Origin of the sequence: Streptomyces sp. NBC_00989, from assembly GCF_045162655.1 — a bacterium.
Lineage (GTDB): Bacteria > Actinomycetota > Actinomycetes > Streptomycetales > Streptomycetaceae > Streptomyces.
The window spans coordinates 1,098,491-1,115,456 of record NZ_CP108728.1 but is presented as its reverse complement, the minus strand read 5'-3'; the positions used below and the strand labels follow the sequence as shown (position 1 = coordinate 1,115,456).

At 70.5% G+C, this 16,966-nt stretch carries 17 protein-coding genes; 8 read left to right on the top strand and 9 right to left on the bottom strand.

All coding sequences use genetic code 11. The features are described from left to right. Positions 1–18: 18 nt before the first annotated feature. Positions 19–171 carry a hypothetical protein gene (locus OG714_RS05050; protein WP_406118801.1) on the bottom strand — a complete coding sequence of 51 codons (153 nt, stop codon included), beginning with the start codon at positions 169–171 and terminating at the stop codon, positions 19–21. Between the two features lie 70 nt (positions 172–241). On the opposite strand from OG714_RS05050, the gene OG714_RS05045 reads away from it, so the two are divergent. Next, positions 242–631, top strand: coding sequence for a hypothetical protein (locus OG714_RS05045; protein ID WP_406118799.1), 390 nt, complete (start codon positions 242–244; stop codon positions 629–631). A gap of 199 nt (positions 632–830) precedes the next feature. On the opposite strand, the gene OG714_RS05040 is transcribed toward OG714_RS05045, so the two are convergent. Then, entirely contained in the window at positions 831–1,271 is a 441-nt protein-coding gene (locus OG714_RS05040) for a VOC family protein (protein WP_406118798.1), read from the bottom strand. A 130-nt stretch (positions 1,272–1,401) separates the two neighbouring features. Further along, positions 1,402–1,698 (bottom strand): hypothetical protein, encoded by a 297-nt coding sequence (locus OG714_RS05035; RefSeq protein ID WP_406132245.1) that lies wholly within the window; start codon positions 1,696–1,698, stop codon positions 1,402–1,404. Between OG714_RS05035 and OG714_RS05030 the strand changes: the two genes are divergently transcribed. After that, entirely contained in the window at positions 1,625–2,143 is a 519-nt protein-coding gene (locus OG714_RS05030) for an Imm21 family immunity protein (RefSeq protein WP_406131721.1), read from the top strand. The two genes, OG714_RS05035 and OG714_RS05030, sit on opposite strands and share 74 nt — an antisense overlap. A 71-nt stretch (positions 2,144–2,214) precedes the next feature. Here the strand turns inward: OG714_RS05030 and OG714_RS05025 are convergent, their stop codons facing one another. Then, positions 2,215–2,364 (bottom strand): hypothetical protein, encoded by a 150-nt coding sequence (locus OG714_RS05025; protein WP_406118796.1) that lies wholly within the window; start codon positions 2,362–2,364, stop codon positions 2,215–2,217. Positions 2,365–3,226: 862 nt separating this feature from the next. On the opposite strand from OG714_RS05025, the gene OG714_RS05020 reads away from it, so the two are divergent. Continuing rightward, positions 3,227–3,928, top strand: a complete 702-nt coding sequence (locus OG714_RS05020) for a DUF4232 domain-containing protein (RefSeq protein ID WP_406118794.1) — start codon at positions 3,227–3,229, stop codon at positions 3,926–3,928. A 126-nt stretch (positions 3,929–4,054) separates the two neighbouring features. Further along, the gene (locus OG714_RS05015; RefSeq protein WP_406118793.1) at positions 4,055–4,444 is read left to right on the top strand and encodes an amidase family protein; all 390 of its coding nucleotides are present in this window, start codon (positions 4,055–4,057) and stop codon (positions 4,442–4,444) included. Here the strand turns inward: OG714_RS05015 and OG714_RS05010 are convergent. Beyond that, positions 4,390–4,689: a hypothetical protein gene (locus OG714_RS05010; protein ID WP_406118791.1), complete on the bottom strand. Its 300-nt coding sequence runs from the start codon at positions 4,687–4,689 to the stop codon at positions 4,390–4,392. The two genes, OG714_RS05015 and OG714_RS05010, sit on opposite strands and share 55 nt — an antisense overlap. Positions 4,690–5,377: 688 nt before the next feature. Between OG714_RS05010 and OG714_RS05005 the strand changes: the two genes are divergently transcribed. The 3 genes from OG714_RS05005 (at position 5,378) to OG714_RS04995 (ending at position 9,905) form a co-directional block, all read left to right on the top strand. Beyond that, on the top strand, positions 5,378–7,462 hold the full coding sequence (locus OG714_RS05005) for a hypothetical protein (protein ID WP_406118790.1): 2,085 nt from the start codon (positions 5,378–5,380) through the stop codon (positions 7,460–7,462). Further along, positions 7,459–9,000 carry a hypothetical protein gene (locus OG714_RS05000; protein WP_406118788.1) on the top strand — a complete coding sequence of 514 codons (1,542 nt, stop codon included), beginning with the start codon at positions 7,459–7,461 and terminating at the stop codon, positions 8,998–9,000. Before OG714_RS05005 ends, OG714_RS05000 begins: the two co-directional genes overlap by 4 nt. A 119-nt stretch (positions 9,001–9,119) precedes the next feature. Further along, a complete protein-coding gene (locus tag OG714_RS04995) occupies positions 9,120–9,905 on the top strand; it encodes an alpha/beta fold hydrolase (protein ID WP_406118787.1) in 786 nt (261 codons plus the stop codon). Positions 9,906–9,916: 11 nt separating this feature from the next. Here OG714_RS04995 and OG714_RS04990 read toward each other — a convergent pair whose 3' ends face one another. From OG714_RS04990 to OG714_RS04980, 3 genes are all read right to left on the bottom strand, one after another. Beyond that, positions 9,917–10,573 carry a response regulator gene (locus OG714_RS04990; protein ID WP_406118786.1) on the bottom strand — a complete coding sequence of 219 codons (657 nt, stop codon included), beginning with the start codon at positions 10,571–10,573 and terminating at the stop codon, positions 9,917–9,919. Continuing rightward, positions 10,570–11,877, bottom strand: a complete 1,308-nt coding sequence (locus OG714_RS04985) for a sensor histidine kinase (protein WP_406131720.1) — start codon at positions 11,875–11,877, stop codon at positions 10,570–10,572. Before OG714_RS04985 ends, OG714_RS04990 begins: the two co-directional genes overlap by 4 nt. A 153-nt stretch (positions 11,878–12,030) precedes the next feature. Beyond that, positions 12,031–14,268, bottom strand: coding sequence for an MMPL family transporter (locus OG714_RS04980; RefSeq protein WP_406118785.1), 2,238 nt, complete (start codon positions 14,266–14,268; stop codon positions 12,031–12,033). A 274-nt stretch (positions 14,269–14,542) separates the two neighbouring features. Here OG714_RS04980 and OG714_RS04975 point away from each other — a divergent pair, with 274 nt between their 5' ends. Beyond that, positions 14,543–16,045 (top strand): protein kinase domain-containing protein, encoded by a 1,503-nt coding sequence (locus OG714_RS04975; protein ID WP_406118784.1) that lies wholly within the window; start codon positions 14,543–14,545, stop codon positions 16,043–16,045. 9 nt (positions 16,046–16,054) lie between these two features. Here OG714_RS04975 and OG714_RS04970 read toward each other — a convergent pair whose 3' ends face one another. Continuing rightward, on the bottom strand, positions 16,055–16,948 hold the full coding sequence (locus tag OG714_RS04970; RefSeq protein WP_406118783.1) for an MBL fold metallo-hydrolase: 894 nt from the start codon (positions 16,946–16,948) through the stop codon (positions 16,055–16,057). Between the last annotated feature and the right edge of the window lie 18 nt (positions 16,949–16,966).

Genomic DNA, 16,966 nt, shown 5'->3' with positions numbered 1-16,966 from the left:
GGTCTATGCGTCGTTGCTCTACACCGAGGTGGAGGTGACCAGTTCGCCATCGCTCAGGCGGGGCGTAATGCCGACCGGCGGGCGCGGCGGCGTCAGGGCGGGGTGCTCCTTAAGGAAGCCGTCAGCCGTTGCATAGGGTGCTGTCGCGAGGGTGGCCACGTCGTTCGTCACAAAACGATCTTGGACATCCTCGTTCTCGTCTCCGCAGGCACCCCTTGGACCACACCACCAGGAGGAACCAGTGTCATACCCGCACCTGCTCACCCCTGAGGAGAAGCTCGCCGACGCGAAGAAGCTGTTGGGCCTCCCGCGTATCGTCGTGATCTGCGGCTCCACCCGCTTCATGACCGAGATGAACGAGGCCGATCTGCGGGAGACCAAAGTCGGAAGGATTGTCGTCAAACCGGGCTTGGACATGAAGTCGCCGCACGAACTCTGGTCCGATCCTGTCGAGGCCGAGACGCTGAAGGTTCGACTCGGCGATCTGCACCGGGCGAAGATCCGGCTCGCTGATGAGGTGCTCGTGGTCGGCGACTACATCGGAGACAGCACCCGAGCCGAAATCGCTTACGCCCGGTCGCTGGGCAAGCCCGTGCGGTTCACGCACCCCGAAGTCGACCCTGACGCCTGACCGCCCGCTGCCACCTCGACAACCAGGGCCGGCAGTCCGCCGCCTGACCGTCTCGCGGTGCCTTCGGCCGCTGCCCACCCCACACCCTCCGCGGGCATCCCCCGGAATTGATCATCCAGTACCGTCTCGGGTGTCTGATCGGGCGCTTCAGAGCTTCGGCCGTCTCGATCGGTCGGCTACATGGTTCGGGTCTCCTTTCTCAGCGCAGTTGCTCGGCCAGTCCGACGATGATGCCCTCCGGGCCACGGACGTAGCAGAGCAGATAGCTGTCCTCGAACTGGGCGATCTCGCCGACGAGTTCGGCGCGGTGCGGGCGCAGGCGGGCAACGGTGTCCTTGAGGTCGTCGACCGCGAACATGACGCGGTGCGTGCCCAGGATGTTGTGCGGCCGGTTGCGCGGCCCGTCGCTGGTGGCCGCGGGGCTGCGGTACTTGGCCAGTTCGAGCCGGCTGTGACCGTCCGGGGTGCGGACCATCGCGATGTCACAGCGAACGCCGTCGAGTCCGGTGCACTGGTCGGCGACAAGGCCCTCGACCTGCGCCCTGCCCTCCAGCTCCATACCGAGCTCCTCGAAGAACGCGATGGCGGCGTCCATGTCCTCGACGACGATGCCCACGTTGTCCATCCGCTGAATCGCCATGATGGTTTCTCCTTCTTCCCCGTGCTTCCTCGTGCGGCCGGTGGTGGCCCGCTGATGTCCCTGGGACGGAGCCGGTGGCACGTTCTCGACATCCTCGGACCGCCGATCTGCGAGAAATCTGGCTCGCGCCTCAGCGCCGCTGCGGCAGACCCGCGAGCCGGGCGCCACCACCGACGGTGAATGCCGGGCAGGCGGCCGCTCCCGTGAAGTTCAATGCGTCCTCGACGATCCGCAGCGTATTCGGGATGACCAGGCCCTGCGTTGTCAGTGGGCGCGGGCAGACTGATGGCATGAGTGTTTCTCCGTCTGCCGAAGCCGATGCGTCCCACACCGCCTCTGTTTGGGTGGAGTCCATGGGCGGGCCGTTGATCGTCGTTCCCGTCTCCGCGTTGGCCGCATGGCGTGGGTGCACGGAGAGCGGGGTCATGGTGGGAGACGCCACCGCTCCGGACGACTACGACCGGGCCTGTGCGGTGGACGATCTGGCCGGTGTGATCGCCGTTGGCGGGAGTGGTGCGCAGGCGCTGGTGCTGGCGGACGAGCCGGCCACCAGTTGTTATCTGCCTGAGGATCGAGTCTTCCTGCGGTGGCTTGCCGCTTACTCCGAGGCCGGGTTGAAGGCGGCGGCCAAGGCTGTGCTCGCAGACCCGGCCACCTCTTGGGAGGAGTGCGGCACGTGGCTGTCGGATGGTCCAGCTGTGCTCATGGACTCGGCCGAAGCGGGTTCCGAGCTGGGCGTCGAGTATCCCGGCGGCGGGATGCCCGCTCAGGCACCGGTTCCGCTGCCCGCCGGTCGTTGGCGGGTCCGGGCCACCCATACCAAGGCGGACGAGGGGAACTGGGTCGGCTTGGTCCAGGTCTTGCCCGTCTAATCCTGAACGGCCGGTTGCTTCGGTTGCTTCGATCTTCCAGGACAGCCGACGGCGGCCCAGCGGAACATCTCTCAGCCCCGGTACCGGGGCGCCAGCGCCTCCCCCAGGTCGTGCTCCACCTCCATGGCCTCGGCTGCGGTGAGTTCCTTCAGCGGAGGTCTGACCGGCCCTCCGGTCATATCGATCAGCTCGCACCACTTCTTCAGTGCGGCGTTCGGCATCACCCCGTTCTTGAGGGGCGACGATCCACTCCCGGTAGACCGTGCGGACGGCGGTCAGGGACTCGTAAGAGCTGAGGCCGCCGCCGGTCTGCACGTAGGTGACGAAGTATCCGGCCAGTGAGTAGAAGCCCATGGCGGTCAGGCCCAGGACGAAGACGACCTGAAGCATCCGGACCTTGTTCTTGCGGAAGGCCCGGCGGATCGGGCCGCGCCAGTGCCCGGTCGTCTCGGCGCCGGTCTTCTGCCGGAAACCACGGTGGTGGACCGAGGCATGCCCGAAGACGAAGGTCGGCGCGCCCACCGACTTGCCGCCGGCAGGCAAGCCCTGCACGAGTTTGTCACGCGCTGCCCGCCCCCTCGAAAGCCAGAGCCGTCGACACCACGCTGGTGATCACGGCGCTGAAACGCAGTGGCGTCCTGGCCCCGGAGCTTCGCGCGCCCCGCGCTTCTGCGGACTGACGAACGCGCGTCGACGCACCCGGCACGGCGAACTCCGTACCGCTCATTGGTCGTTGGATGCGTCGCTTGTCCAACAGGGGGCGTTCGCTCGGCGGGACGAGGAGAGCGGGGGATCGGTTGTGATCCGGCGGGTTACGGGTCTGTCCCATCGGACGGTGGCCGCGGGCCGGTGCGCGGTGGTGGTCGGAACCGTTGTCCCGGCTGGCCGGTGGCAGGTTCCGGCGCGGTGTTTCCGGTGGTGGTGTGCGGTGGGCCCGGTGGTGCGTGTAACAGGAATGTCCTATGCGGTGGGTGTGCGGAACGGTCGACCGGGCCGGGCCGCTCTTGATGATCAGAAACGCCCGCTCGTACTGACCTGTACCGAGCGGCCGGCACTGACACCACCGATTCTGAGGACGAAACGATGCGCGTTCACAAGCTCACCTTCGCCGCCCTGGCCGTCGTCGCCGGTCTCTCGCTCACGGCCTGCCAGAACGACGACGCCGGCGCGGGGCAGAGTGACTCGTCGTCCGCGCCCGCGGCGTCGTCCGGGTCCAACGCGTCGTCCTCGGGCGGCAGTTCGGACTCGGGCAGTGCGGAGCAGGGTGGCGCGAAGGCCTCCACGGGGACGAGCTCCGGTGGGTCGAGCTCGGGTGGTACGGGTACGGCTGCCGGTACCGGTACTGGTTCCGACGCGAACGCCAAGGTCAGCAAGTGCCGTACCGACGAGCTGGAGATCACGGCGAAGGACAACACCATCGACGGCGACCCCGACCGCACCGTCGTGGTCGAGCTGACGAACGGCGGTGGCCGGGACTGCACGATCTCCGGGTATGCGGGCGTCGACCTGAAGACGAATGCGGGGAGCCTGTCCGCGAAGCGCACCGGTCAGCAGGCCACCTCGACCATCCTCAAGAACGGCAAGTCGATCGCCTTCCCGGTCAACTACCCGTTCAACAAGTCGGGCGGCTCCGGCGTCCGCATCACCGGGCTGGTGGTCACCCCGCCGAACGAGACGAAGTCGGTCACCCTCAACTGGCCGGGCGCCGCCACCCTGCCGGTCACGGACGGCTCCGGCTCCTCTGTGACGGTGGGCCCGGTCGGAAGCGCCGGCCAGGGCGGCTGACCCGCACGCCGCCCCCGTGCGTGCTGGTTGGTCCGCGGTGACTCTTCGACTGCCCGCCCCGCCCGACATCCCGAGGCGGGTGCGGCCCTCGGCCAGGTTCACTCCGCGCCGGTCCACGCACCGGAGTTGGGCATCCCGTGTTACACCGACACCGCCGTGGTCGGCCGGCCCGCGGTGACGCCGTACGACACCTCGCGTTACGCGAGCGGTTCCAGTGGTGGAGCGGCCGCCGTCGTCGCGGCCGGGCTCATCCCGGTCGGGCACGGCACCGACGGCGCCGGGTCGGTGCGTACGCCCTCGGCCGTCTGCGGACCCGTCGGCGTCAAACCCTCAACAGGCCTTGTCGGTACGGCTCCTGAGTCGTCGTTCCTCGGCTTCGTCACCGCGGACCACTGGCCCGCACGGTCGCGGACGCGGCGCTGCTGCTGGACGCGGTGGCCGACCGCACCCCCTACCGGCATCTACGGCGCACCGCACACCGGGTCGTTCCTCGACGCGGCCGTACGCCCGCCGTAGGGGTCCTTGCGGTGGGCGTCCTGGACGGACAGCGGGCTGCTCGAACTCGACCCCAAGGCGGTTGTCGCGGACGAACGGGTCGTCGGCCTGCTCACCGAACTGGGCCACGGCGTCGTCGAGATCACCGACCCGGCCCCGTGGAACGACGCGACCGCCGAAGCCCTGATCGACTGCATCGCGGGTAGGGCGAGCGCGGGACTCGCCCCCTTGCCGAAGCAGCTCGTGCCGTCGCTCCAGGACCTCACCCGATGGATGTTGGAGCGTGGCGGCCGGATGTCCGCCACCAACTACTTCGGCGCGCTGGCGGCGTTGGCCGACCTCTCGACCCGACTCATCGCCGGAATAAGGGAGTTCGACGCCGTGATTACTCCGACCGCCGCCGGACCGGCCATCCCCGTGGGGCACTTCCACGCGGAGGGGATCGATGCCGACGGCCCGCCGGATGCTGGACTGGTCCGCCCACACCCCGCTGCTCAACACCAGCGGCCTGCCCGCCGTCTCGTTGCCCGCAGACGTCACTCCGGCCGGCCTGCCCGTGGGCGTCAAGCCGGCCGGGAGCCGACACGGTGCCGAGCCCCTGCTGCTCGGGCTGGGAGCCCGGCTGGAGGAAGCGATCGGCTGGCAGCACCGGCATCCCCGGCAGCGGAGTCTCTGGCCGGACTCCGTCACGACCGATGCGAACGCAGGCTGTCCGGGGGAGGTTTGGGGAGTCGCCGGTTCCTGTACGCGGTGGCTCCCTTCACCCCCGGCCACTGCTCCAGATGTGGCAGCGGAACGGTCAGGAAATCGCCGCCATCCGCCGGTTCGGCCGTAGAAGAAGCCCACAATCCGTCACCTCGGCGATAAGACGGATTTCCGCCCTCTTCCACCCCTAACTTCGATCCCTCGGTGCCGACGCCGCACGGCGCCGGTGCGAAGGGGGTTGAGGGGACAGTGGTCGAACGGCTTTACGGGGTGGACCCGTTGCTCGACGGGTTGGTGCCCGCCCTCGTCGGGCTCGACCGGAACGGCGGGCGGCGCGACCGCGTGGAACTGCCCGGTGGCACCCCCGTCGTCGAACTGGTCGGCGGCCGGTGCAGCGGCAGGACCAGCGTGCTCGCGACCCTGTCCGCCGCCTACGCACCCCTCGTCCCGCTCGTGCGCGCGGACCTCGCCGCACCCGATTTCGGCGACCCGCTCCTCGCCGATCTGCCCGACACCCGCCCGGACGGCTCGCGCCTCACCGACCTGCTGTACCTGCTGTCGTACAAACTCGGCCTGCGAGTGCGCCGGACCACGCAGCCCCTGCGGTTCCCCCGGCTGGCCCTCGGACTGTTGGCCGTGACGAACTGGCGCCCCGACGAGACGTCCGTCGGCGCCGCACTGGCGCCGCAGGACCTGCGGCGCGCGGAGCAACGCCTCAAGGGCGTCATCAGCCAGAACGGAGACGGCGGACAGGAACGCCAGGCGCGTCTCGCCGAGTGGATCCAGGCCCTCGAACGAGCCGTTCCCACCGGGGTGTCGGGGCTCGGCGCGCTGGAGGGCGCCGGCCGGGCCGCGCTCAGGACCGCGGCGCCCCGGCTGCTGCGGTCGCGGGTGAACCGTGGCGCGCTGCGCTGGTGGGGCGAGCACCTGGAGCACGAGCAGGGCGACGCCGTACAGAAACTCCTCGGATTCGTCCGGGACTTCCGCCAGCCGGGCGGCGACCAGGCCCGCCTGGAAGAGATCCTGGTCAGCGCCTTCATCGCGGACATCACGCACCACTACGGCCCGCTGCGCCGCCAGAACGACGTGCCCCCGCCCCTGGTCCTCCTCGACAACGCACACGTACCCCTCGGCGCACGCCTTCTCGGACCGCTGCGGCGAGCGGGCGCCGACAAGGACACGGTGGGCCCGGTCGTGGTGACCGCCCGGCTCGGTGACGCCACGGCCCACCGCGCGTTGCGGGAGGCCACCGAACCGTCGGCCGCCGTCGCGGACCACGTGGACGGCGTACTGCGGCTGGGTCTGCCGTCGTTGGAGCGCGGCGACATCGTCCGCATCCTCGGCGCCTCCGGCCGGCCGGGGTATCTGCCGCTGCTGATCGACCGGTTCGCCGACGGCCGGGCGGGCAGTGCCCGGACCCTCGCCGAGGCAGCGGGCGCGGTTGCCCATGGCCGCGCGCCCGACGCGCGGCCGGCGGCTTCGCTGCTGGATGCCGTGGCGCCGGACGGGAGCGGTACGACGGTGGAGCGGTTGCTGGCCGTGCTGTTGCCCGACCCCGCGAAGTGCTCCCGGCTCGCGCTGCTGGCCCCGGCACTCGATATCGCCGGCGCCCGCCGCCTGTGGACCGGACTCCACCCCGGCGACACCCTGGCGCGGCACGTGGACGACGCCCTCGAACTGCTGGAGGACGGCTGCTGGGAGTCCGCTCCCTGGCCGGGCACCGACGGTTCCATGCCTCTCGTCGCCGACCGGGGCCTACGGCACCTGCTGCTCCACGACCTGCGGACCCGGACCGCACCGGAACGCTGGCGGCACATCCATCAGCACCTGCGGAGCGGTTACGCGGCACAGGAACCACCGCCCGGCGGCGGGACGGGACCGATCCCGTCCGCGTACCTGCACCACACCCTCGCCCTGGGGCTCACCGGGTCGGTCGTCCGGTCCCTGCACCACTGGCTCGGCCGCAGCACACCGTCCGCCTGGTTGTCGGCCGTGAACATCGTGTGCGCCGCGCCGCACCCGCCGGCGGGGTTCGAGGCCGCGGAGGCGCCGGACGACGGACCGTGCGGCGGCTGCGGCCGGGACGAACCGGCCGCCCGCGACGAGGTCGTCCACCGGGCCGTGGCCCGGCTCCTGGAAGCACTGTGGGAGCAGTCGGACCCGCTCAACGCCCCCTGCCCCGACCGTATCGACCAAGTGGAGTCCGCGTTGCGCACGTTGCACGAGCACGAGACCACCGACGCCTTCCGGCAGGCCCTCCGGCACTGGTCCGCGCGACTGCGCGAGGGGGTCCAGGCCCCGTACCTGACCGTGCCGGAAGGGAGCGGGCGATGAGGTTCCGCACCCCCGGTCGGCTCACCCGCCGCGCGCTCCTCGCGGTGTTCATCCTCCTCGTGTCCACGGGCTCCTGGTACGGCTACAGCGCCTACAACGACAACTCCTGTGGCGAAGGCGTCCACTTGGAGCCGTCCTCGCACGAGTGCGTCGGCGTCAGCGACGGAGGCGTGAGCTTCGATCCCGACCTGGACCAGGTGTTCGCCCGCGTCAAGGCCGAGAACGACAGGGTGACCAACTCCGGTGCCCCGTACGCCACGATCGCGCTGATGATCCCCATGAACGTCGCCGGCCCGACGGGACCGGTCGACCGCAAACACGTCCTGTGGGAGGTGCAGGGCGCCTACTTCGCCCAGTACCGCGCCAACCACAAGGCCAACGGCCAGGCACCGGCCATCCGTATGGTGCTGGCCAACCCCGGGCTCGGGGGCGGACATTGGCGCCCGGTGGCCGACCAGCTCGCGGACATGGCGGCCTCGCCCGAGCACCGGCTGCGCGCCGTCTTCGGGTTCGACATCAGCCTGCCCACCACCCAGCGGTCCATCGGCCATCTGACGAACGTCAAGAAGATCCCCGTGGTCGGCGGCGCGCTCACGGCCGACGACATCGCCAACACGCCCCAACACCCGCACGCCTACGAGGGGTTGGTCCGGGTCAACCCCAGCAACACCGACCAGGCCGCCGCCCTCGCCCACGCCGATCACGGTGTCGGAGTGCGGCAGACGGTGCTGGTGGAGGACGCGCGGAACGACGACAACTACATCACCAGCCTCCGCAAGGTCTTCGAGGCGCGGACCGAGGGGGCATCGTTGGCCCCCGAGCAGTTCCGGTCCCCGGACGACATCAGCGCGGAGGGCACGACGTCGAACGACTTCCGGCAGATCGTCGCCAACATCTGCGAATCCCCGGCGAAGGAGATCTACTTCGCGGGCCGGCCGGTCCAACTCCGCCAGTTCCTCAACGAACTCGGCAACCGGGGCTGCCACACCCACTCCTACACCGTCATCACGGGACCGGCCGCCAACGCCCTACCCCTGGACGGTGCCTTGGAGTGGGACACCCTCCGGAACGGTGTCACGCTGGAGTTCACCGCCTCCTCGCACCCGGACGCCTGGACCGGTCCGAACGCTCCGGCCACCGGCGGCTCGGCCGAAGCCTTCAGGACACTCAAGCAACTGACGACCCGTCAAGAGGTAGGCCCTGTAGGGCCGGTGGACCTGACCGACTCCCGAGCCATCATCACCTACGACTCGGCCTGGACCGCGATCGAGGGCATCCGCGACGAGGCCGTCCACGGCCACGCGGTCCCCTCCACCGACGAGGTCCGCAACGCCTGGCTACGCCTGCACGGCGCCCACCGCGTCGAGGGCGCCAGCGGCTGGATCTGCCTCGACAACCAGGGCAACCCCTACGACAAGGCGGTCGCCGTCGTCCGCCTCGACCCCGCCACCCGCACCAGCCGCTTCGTCACCCTGTCCTGGCCAACGGGCCGTCCCCCGAACGGGAGTTGTACCGCTCCGCGCATCCCGGCGGCCTAGCGGGCAGTACGCGAACGATCTCGATCTCGTTGCGGATACCCGTCCACAAGGCCAACTCCGCCGACTCCAGGGCAAGATCGCGATCACGTCGGTCGATGCCGCACCACAGGAGCCCCGCCATGCCGGAACTCGAAGTGGACGGCGCAGTACTCGTGTACGACGACGAGGGCCCCCGTGACGGAGACGGCGGCGTGCCGCTCGTGTTCATCCACGGCTGGACGGCCGACCGGCACCGCTGGGACGACCAGTTCGCGCACTTCGCGACCGGGCGTCGGGTCGTACGGCTCGACCTGCGCGGGCACGGCGGGAGCACCGGGGCCGGAGCGCGGACGGTCGACCAACTCGCCGCGGATGTCGTCGTGTTGCTCGATCATCTGGAGGTCGGCCGGTTCGTGCCGGTCGGGCACTCCATGGGCGGGATGATCGCCCAGACCCTCGCCCTGACTCATCCCGAGCGGGTCACGCGGATGGTGCTGGTCGACTCGATCAGCCGCATGACCTACAGCTGGGCGCGCGGACTGCTGCTCGCGGTGTCCACGCTGCTGCCGTTCAAGCTGTTCGTCGCCATCAACATCCAGCGCGCCTTCGCCCCCGGCTTCCCCAAGGAGAAGATCCGCGCGTACATCGACGCCTCCGCCGCCACACCGCGCGAGGTCGTCATGACCTGCTACGGCGCCATGCGTGCCTTCGACGTCCTGGACCGCGTCGGCACGATCACCGCGCCGACGCTCATCGCGCACGGCTACCACGACATCCAGTTGCCCCTCTCCCAGATGCTGCGGATGGCCAACGCCTACCCGGACGCGGTCGTACGGATCGTCGACGCCGGGCACGAACTGCCCGTGGAGAGACCGGCCGAACTCACCGCGCTGATCGACCGGTTCGTGACCGCGCCGACGGCCTGAGGAACAGGACCTCAAGCCGGCCGTACCAACCCGGCGTCGTACGCGAAGATCACCGCCTGGACCCGGTCCCGCGCGCCGACCTTGGCGAGGATGCGGCTCACGTGGGACTTGACGGTGGACTCGGCGAGGCACAGGCGTTCGGCGATCTCGGTGTTGCTCCAGCCGGCCGCCATGACGGTGAGCACCTCGCGTTCGCGGTCGGTGAGGGCGTCCAGGCGGCGGTCCTGGTCGGGGGTGCGGCCCGGCATCCGGTCGCCGAAGGCGTCGATGAGTTTGCGGGTCAGGCCGGGGGAGATGACGGCGTCCCCGGCGGCCACCGCGCGGATGCCCGCGACGAGCTCCTCGGGCAGCGCGTCCTTGAGGAGGAAGCCGCTGGCCCCGGCGCGCAGCGCGGCGTACGCGTACTCGTCGAGGTCGAAGGTGGTCAGCACCAGGACGCGGGAACGGCCACCGGACTGCACGATCCGGCGGGTGGCCTCGATGCCGTCCATGCCGGGCATACGGACGTCCATCAGGACGACGTCGGGGCGGAGTTCGGCCGCCAGCCGCACCGCCTCGACGCCGTGCGTGGCCTCGCCGACGGTGCTCAGGTCGGGGTACTGCTCGATGAGCATGCTGAAGCCGAGGCGTTGCAGGGCCTGGTCGTCGACGATGAGGACGGTGGTCATGCCGGGTGCTTCTCCGTGAGGTCGGGGGCGGTGGGGAGGGGGACCAGGAGGGCGCGGACGGTCCAGCCACCACGGGAGTTGGGGCCCGCGACGACCTGTCCACCGTAGAGCGCGGCCCGTTCGCGCATACCGACCAGGCCCTTTCCCTGCTCGTCGGTGCCGGACGACGTGTCCGGGCCGGTGTCCTCGACGGTGACGATCACCGCCTCCGGGGCCGCCGTCACCGCGACCTCGACCGTGGTGTTCGATGCCGCGTGCTTCAGCGTGTTGGTGAGGGCTTCCTGCACGATGCGGTAGACGGCGAGCTGAAGTCCCTGGGCGAGCCCGGTGAGTTCACCCTTGAGGTGCAGGGTGGCGGCGGGGCCCGCGGCCCTGACCCGTTCCATCAGGGCGCCCAGGTCGGCCAGTCCGGGCTGGGGTGAGAGCGGGGTGTCGCCGGGCTCGTCGTCGTGGATGACGGCGAGCAGCCTGCGCAGTTCGGCCAGGGCGCCGCGGCCGCTGTCGGCGATGATCCGCAGCGTGTCCGCGCCCCGCTTCGGCTTGGTCTCGGCGAGTCCGGCGGCGCCGCCCGCGAGGCCGACGATCACGGCGAGGGTGTGACCGAGGATGTCGTGCATCTCCCGTGCCACACGGGCGCGTTCGGTCGCCGCGGCCAACTGGGCGCGCTGGTCGCGCTCCCTCTCCAGCCGTACGGCGTGCTCCTGGAGCGCCTCGATGTAGGCGTTCACCAGTTTTCCGGCCAGGCCCAGCGCGGCCATCGACAGCACGGCGACCACGGCGAGGAATGCCAGCACCGAGGCGCTGGCACCGCCGTTCGCCAGCCTGGAGCCGCCGTTGAAGAAGATGAACGACACGGCGGTCTGCCCGAGGGTGTAGGCGACGCCGATGGCCAGCTGGCCGGGGGCCCCGAAGCGTCCCAGGTTGAGCAGTGCGACCAGCTGGGTGGCGCTCGAACCCGAGTCCACCCCCAGGGACAAGGACACCTCGGAGATGACCACCAGGAAGGCGAAGACCAGCACCGGCCGCTGCCGCCGCCACAGCAACGGCACGGTGTACCCCGCCGTGATGGCCAGCATCAGCACGAAGGCGGCGACGGAATCGTGGCCCGCGCGGACCAGGGCCGGAATACCGGCGAGGGCGTAGCAGGCGGGCACCCCCCACCGCCTGACCCGCGGATGCCCCAGGTCGACCGCTCGCACCCGCCCCAGCCACGTGAGCAGCCGGACGACCGACCGGTACTCGGAGTCGCCCAGCCGGGTCCGTCCGATCAGGTTCTCGGGATGGACGGACCGGTCCTTGGGCATTTCGGTCACGGGAGACACCCTCCATGGTGCAGGCGGGCCGCCCGCCGGTCCCGGGGGGAAGGGGACCGGCGGGCGGGGACGGTGTGGTCGAACAGGGGCGGCAGCCGTACGGCCGTAGAACGGCGTCCTGGTGTGGATCGTACGGCCGCCGCCTCAGCTCTTGCCGGTGGCGCCGGACGACACGGGCGCCTTGTCCGGGCCGGTGGAGCCTTCGTCCGGAGTCTCGGCCAGCAGGTGGCGCAGCCGTTCGCCCTCGACGTCCACGTTGGGCAGCTTCCGGTCCAGCCAGCCGGGCAGCGCCCAGGCGCGGTGGCCGAGCAGGGTCATGATCGCGGGCACGAGCGTCATGCGGACCACGAAGGCGTCGAAGAGGACGGCGGCGGCGAGGCCCAGGCCGATCGACTTGATCAGCGCCACGTCGTCCAGCAGGAACCCGGCGAACACGGAGATCATGATGACCGCGGCGGCCGTGACCACCCGGGCGCTGTAGCGGAAGCCCGCGATCACCGCCTCCGTGGGCTCGGCCCCGTGGACGTACGCCTCACGCATCCGGGTCACCAGGAACACCTCGTAGTCCATGGCGAGTCCGAACACCACGCCGATCATGAAGATCGGCAGGACGCTCACGATCGGCGAGGTCTGGTCGACGCCGAACACGTCCGCCAGCCAGCCCCACTGGAACACCGCGACCACCACACCGAGCGTGGCGAGCACGCTGAGCAGGAAGCCGAGGGCGGCCTTGAGCGGGACCAGGATGGAGCGGAAGACGAGGAGCAGCAGGACCAGGGCCAGGCCGACGACCACACCCAGGTAGGGGATCAGCGCGCCGCTCAGCTTGTTGGACACGTCGATGTTCAGCGCGGTGGTGCCGGTGACCATCAGTTCGGCGCCCGTGTCGTCCTTCAGGGCGGGGCCCCGGTCGCGGATCTCGGAGACCAGGTCGACGGTGGCCGCACTGCTGGGCGAGCTCTTCGGTACGACGGAGATCAGGGCCACGTCGCCGTTCTGGTTGAACACCGCGGGGCGTACGGCGGCGACGTCGGACAGCTTGCCGAGCTGGGCGACCGCGTCCTGTGCGGCGGTCTTGGCGGCACTGCCGCTCGGGCCGTCGATGACCACGGTCAGCGGGCCGTTGTAGCCGTCGCCGAAGCCCTTGGCGATCGTGTCGTAGGCGATGCGCTCGCTGGTGCCGGGCGAGGACATGCTGTCGTCGGGGAGGGCCAGGCGCATCGACAGGGCGGGGATGGCGAGGACACCGAGCCCGACGACGGAGACGACCAGCATCTTCAGCGGGTTGCGGGTCACGAACCGGGCCCAGCGCACGCCCGTCGTCTCGCCCTTGCCGCCCTCTTGCAGGGCGCGCATCCGGCGGCTGGTGAACCGGCTGCCCATGATCCGCTTCCCGGCGAAGCCCAGCATCGCGGGCAGCAGGGTCAGCGCGATCAGTACGGCGACGACGACCGCGAACGCCGCGCCCAGGCCCATGGTGGTGAGCATGCTGATGCCGATGATGCTCAGGCCGGCCAGGGCGATGACGACGGTGAGACCGGCGAACACCACCGCGGAACCGGCGGTCCCCAGGGCGCGGCCCGCGGCCTCCTCCGGTTCGTGGCCGTCGCGGATCTCGCTGCGGTACCGGGAGACGATGAACAGGGCGTAGTCGATGGCCACCGCCAGGCCCAGCATCAGCGCCAGCGTCGTGGCGGCCGAGCTGAGATTGAAGACCGAACTTGCGACCGTGATGGCGGCGACCGCCGTCCCGACCCCGAAGATCGCCGTCAGGAGCGGCAGCCCGGCAGCGAGCAGCGACCCGAACGTGATGACGAGCGCCACGGCCGCGATCAGCAGGCCGATCAGCTCGGTGCTGCTGCTGCCCGCCTTCTCCTGGACGGCGTTGCCGCCCAGGCTGACCGCGAGGCCGGCCTTCTCGCCCTTGTCGGCCACGGAGTGCAGCGCGTCGCGCGCGGCGTCGGTGACGTCCGGCTGGCCGACCTTGTAGGTGACCTGGGCGTAGGTGACGGTGCCGGACTTGCTGATCAGGCCGCTCTGGTACGGGTCGGAGACGTTCGCGACCTGGGGCGCCTTCTTGAGGTCGGCGATCAGCGACTGGACCTCGGTCCGGTCGGCGCCGGAGGCCAGTGTGTGCCCCTTGGGCGCCTCGAACACCACGCGGGCGGTGGCGCCGGAGGCCGACGCCTGCGGGAACTCCTTCTCCAGCAGGTCGATCGCCTTCTGCGACTGCGTGCCGGGGAGGCTGAAACTGTCGGACGTGCTCGTCGAGACGTTCATGGCACCGATGCCGACGACCGCCAGGGCGGCGATCCACAGCATCAGGACGAGCCGTCGGCGCCGGAACGAGAACCGGCCCAGCCGGTAGAGGAAGGTGGCCATGGGGTACTCCCACCAGGTTCGAAAGAAAGTGGAGGGCCTGCGCGACCCACGCCTTCACGCTAGGAGCGGCTTTCCTCGCATCCGCGGCACCGGGGAAGTGAAAACGGCCGGGGTGCCTAGTACCGGGGTACTAGGCCCTCTCCACCCTCCAGTGCAGAAGGACCCCGCTCTCCCGTGCGGAAGGGCACCGTGATCCTCCCCACATGAATCCGGAACAAGGGCCGGTTATGGTGACCAGGCGAATCGAACAGGGACAGAACCGGCGGAGGACACCGTGTCGGACGAAGGGCGTCGTATCGCCGGGCGCTACACGCTGACCGAGCAGATCGGCCGGGGCGGCATGGGTACCGTCTGGCGGGCCGACGACGAGGTGCTCGGCCGCCAGGTCGCGATCAAGCGGCTCCACGCCCGGCCGGAACTCTCCGCCGACGAACTCGCCACCCTCTACGAGCGCACCCGCCGCGAGGCCCGCAGCGCCGCCCGTATCGCGCACCCGAACGTGATCGTCGTGCATGACGTCGTGGACGACGACGGCCGCCCCTGCATCGTCATGGAGTACGTCCCGGGCTCCACGCTCGCCGACCTCCTCAAGGACGGCCGCACCCTCCCGTACCAGGAGGCGGCCCGGATCGGCCTGGACATGGTCGCCGCCCTGCGCGCCGCCCACGCCGCCGGTGTCCTGCACCGCGACGTCAAGCCCGGCAACGTCCTGCTCGGCGCCGGCGACCGGATCGTCCTCACCGACTTCGGCATCGCCATGACGGACGGCACCTCGACGCTCACCAAGACCGGCGAGATGGTCGGCTCCATCCACTACATGGCCCCGGAGCGGATCCGCGGGCTCACCCCCGGAACCGCCTCCGACCTGTGGGCCCTGGGTGCCACGCTGTACCAGGCCGTCGAGGGACGCCCGCCGTTCCGCCGGGGCACGGCGATGGAGACCGCGTACGCCATCGCCGTGGACCCACTCGAACCCATGAAGCAGGCCGGACCGCTGGAGCCGCTCATCGAGGCGCTGCTGAGCAAGGAGCCCGACGAGCGGCCGACGGCGGAACAGACGGAACGGGCCCTGCAGACCGCGTGGTGGGGCGAGTCGACGGCTGAACTGCCTCCGCCCGCAGCCGAGTTGACGGCCGTACGACCGGAGCCGCGACCGGCGGGAGACTCCAGCCGTGGGCGGCGGCGGAGTCGGAAGCGGCTCGTCCTCGGAGGGATCGCCGTCGCCGTGACTGTGGCTGTGGCGGCCACGGCGTTCGTGCTGCACACGACGTCGCAGTCCGCACCCGGCCACGCGGCGAGCAGTCCCACCGCCACGGCGTCCGCGTCACCGGTGCCGGAGGGCTATCACCTCGTCCGGGACCGCCAACTCGGCGTCTCCTTCCCGGTTCCGGACGGCTGGAAGGCCGGCAAGCGGACGGCGGAGGGGGTCACCTACACCGACGAGACGGGCCTGGCCGGACTTACCATCGGCGTCGTCGACCCCGCGGGCCCCAACCCGAGTACGCACTTCGCGGACATCGAGGCCAACACCAAGGTCAACTACCCCACGTACCGCAGGCTGCGCATGCAGCAGACCACCTTCCAGCAACAGCCCGCCGCCATCTGGGAGTTCACCTTCCAGGGCAGGGCCCGGGTGTTCCGTGCCATCGACCTCGGCTTCGGCCGCGAGGGCGACCGCGAGTACGACATCTACCTCTCGGCGCCGGACGCGAAGTGGGACACCTACCGTCCCGTCTTCGACACGGCCAGGGACGGCTTCGTGACGGGCACGTCGTAACTCGAGGGCTCACGAGGGGTGTTCGGCGCACAGGCAGCCGACTCCCTTCTCGATCCAGTCCCGTTCGGTCCACTCCGGATGCCGTCGGACCATGACCTCCCGGACCTCCTCGACGATCGTCTCCTCGCTCATCGCGGAGTCGCGCCGCACCCATGTCTCGTCCCGCAGCAGCCGCAGATAGTCACGGACGTCCGCGAGCAACTCCGGCCCGCCGACCGCCCCGTGGCCGGGTACGACGACCCGCGCCCCCTCACCCGCGAGCCGCTCCATCACCGCGAGCCAGCGCGTGCCGGACACGTCGGTGTCGTACGGCGGGAACCACGGGAAGATGGCGAACTGTCCAGCCTCCACCAGGTCCCCCGTGAACAGCACACCCGCGTCCGGGACCCGCACCACCTGGTCGCCCTTGCTGTGCGCCCGGACCGTGGCCCGCAACTGCACGACGCGGCCGCCCAGTTCGAGGTCGTACGCCTCGTCGTAGACGAGGTCGGGCTCCGTCAGCACGACGTCTTCGAGGTGCCGGGCGGCCGACTCGCCGAGTCCCCGGAACATGTCGAGATAGCCCGGCCCCTTCACCTTCAGGTCCTCGGCCTGCGCCCGGTTCACGAGGAACGTCCCCTCGCCCGCGAACACCTGGGCCCCGAAGGCGTGTTCAGGGTGGAAGTGCGTCGTCGTGAGGTACAGCCTGCGCCCCCTGGCGTACTCGGACGCGAACTCCAGCACCTTCTCGGCGTTCCGCGGCCCCAGGCCCGTCTCCACGACGAGCACCGCGTCCCGGCCGCCGATGACACCGATGTTGGGCACCAACTGCACCCGCCCGTCGGGTACGACCACCAGGTCGCGGTCCAGTTCCCGCACATCGGTGATGTGCACGACGGGGTCGTGCGCCACACGGTCGGCCATGGAGACTCCTCAGCAGTA

Bases quoted from the DNA above. Each gene is read 5' to 3' on its own strand.
- OG714_RS05020 (WP_406118794.1), top strand. From the start codon at position 3,227: ATGCGCGTTCACAAGCTCACCTTCGCCGCCCTGGCCGTCGTCGCCGGT.
- OG714_RS05030 (WP_406131721.1), top strand. From the start codon at position 1,625: ATGGGCGGGCCGTTGATCGTCGTTCCCGTCTCCGCGTTGGCCGCATGG.
- OG714_RS05025 (WP_406118796.1), bottom strand. From the start codon at position 2,364: ATGCCGAACGCCGCACTGAAGAAGTGGTGCGAGCTGATCGATATGACC.
- OG714_RS05040 (WP_406118798.1), bottom strand. From the start codon at position 1,271: ATGGCGATTCAGCGGATGGACAACGTGGGCATCGTCGTCGAGGACATG.
- OG714_RS04985 (WP_406131720.1), bottom strand. From the start codon at position 11,877: ATGCCCAAGGACCGGTCCGTCCATCCCGAGAACCTGATCGGACGGACC.
- OG714_RS04990 (WP_406118786.1), bottom strand. From the start codon at position 10,573: ATGACCACCGTCCTCATCGTCGACGACCAGGCCCTGCAACGCCTCGGC.
- OG714_RS05000 (WP_406118788.1), top strand. From the start codon at position 7,459: ATGAGGTTCCGCACCCCCGGTCGGCTCACCCGCCGCGCGCTCCTCGCG.
- OG714_RS04980 (WP_406118785.1), bottom strand. From the start codon at position 14,268: ATGGCCACCTTCCTCTACCGGCTGGGCCGGTTCTCGTTCCGGCGCCGA.
- OG714_RS04995 (WP_406118787.1), top strand. From the start codon at position 9,120: ATGCCGGAACTCGAAGTGGACGGCGCAGTACTCGTGTACGACGACGAG.
- OG714_RS04970 (WP_406118783.1), bottom strand. From the start codon at position 16,948: ATGGCCGACCGTGTGGCGCACGACCCCGTCGTGCACATCACCGATGTG.
- OG714_RS05035 (WP_406132245.1), bottom strand. From the start codon at position 1,698: ATGACCCCGCTCTCCGTGCACCCACGCCATGCGGCCAACGCGGAGACG.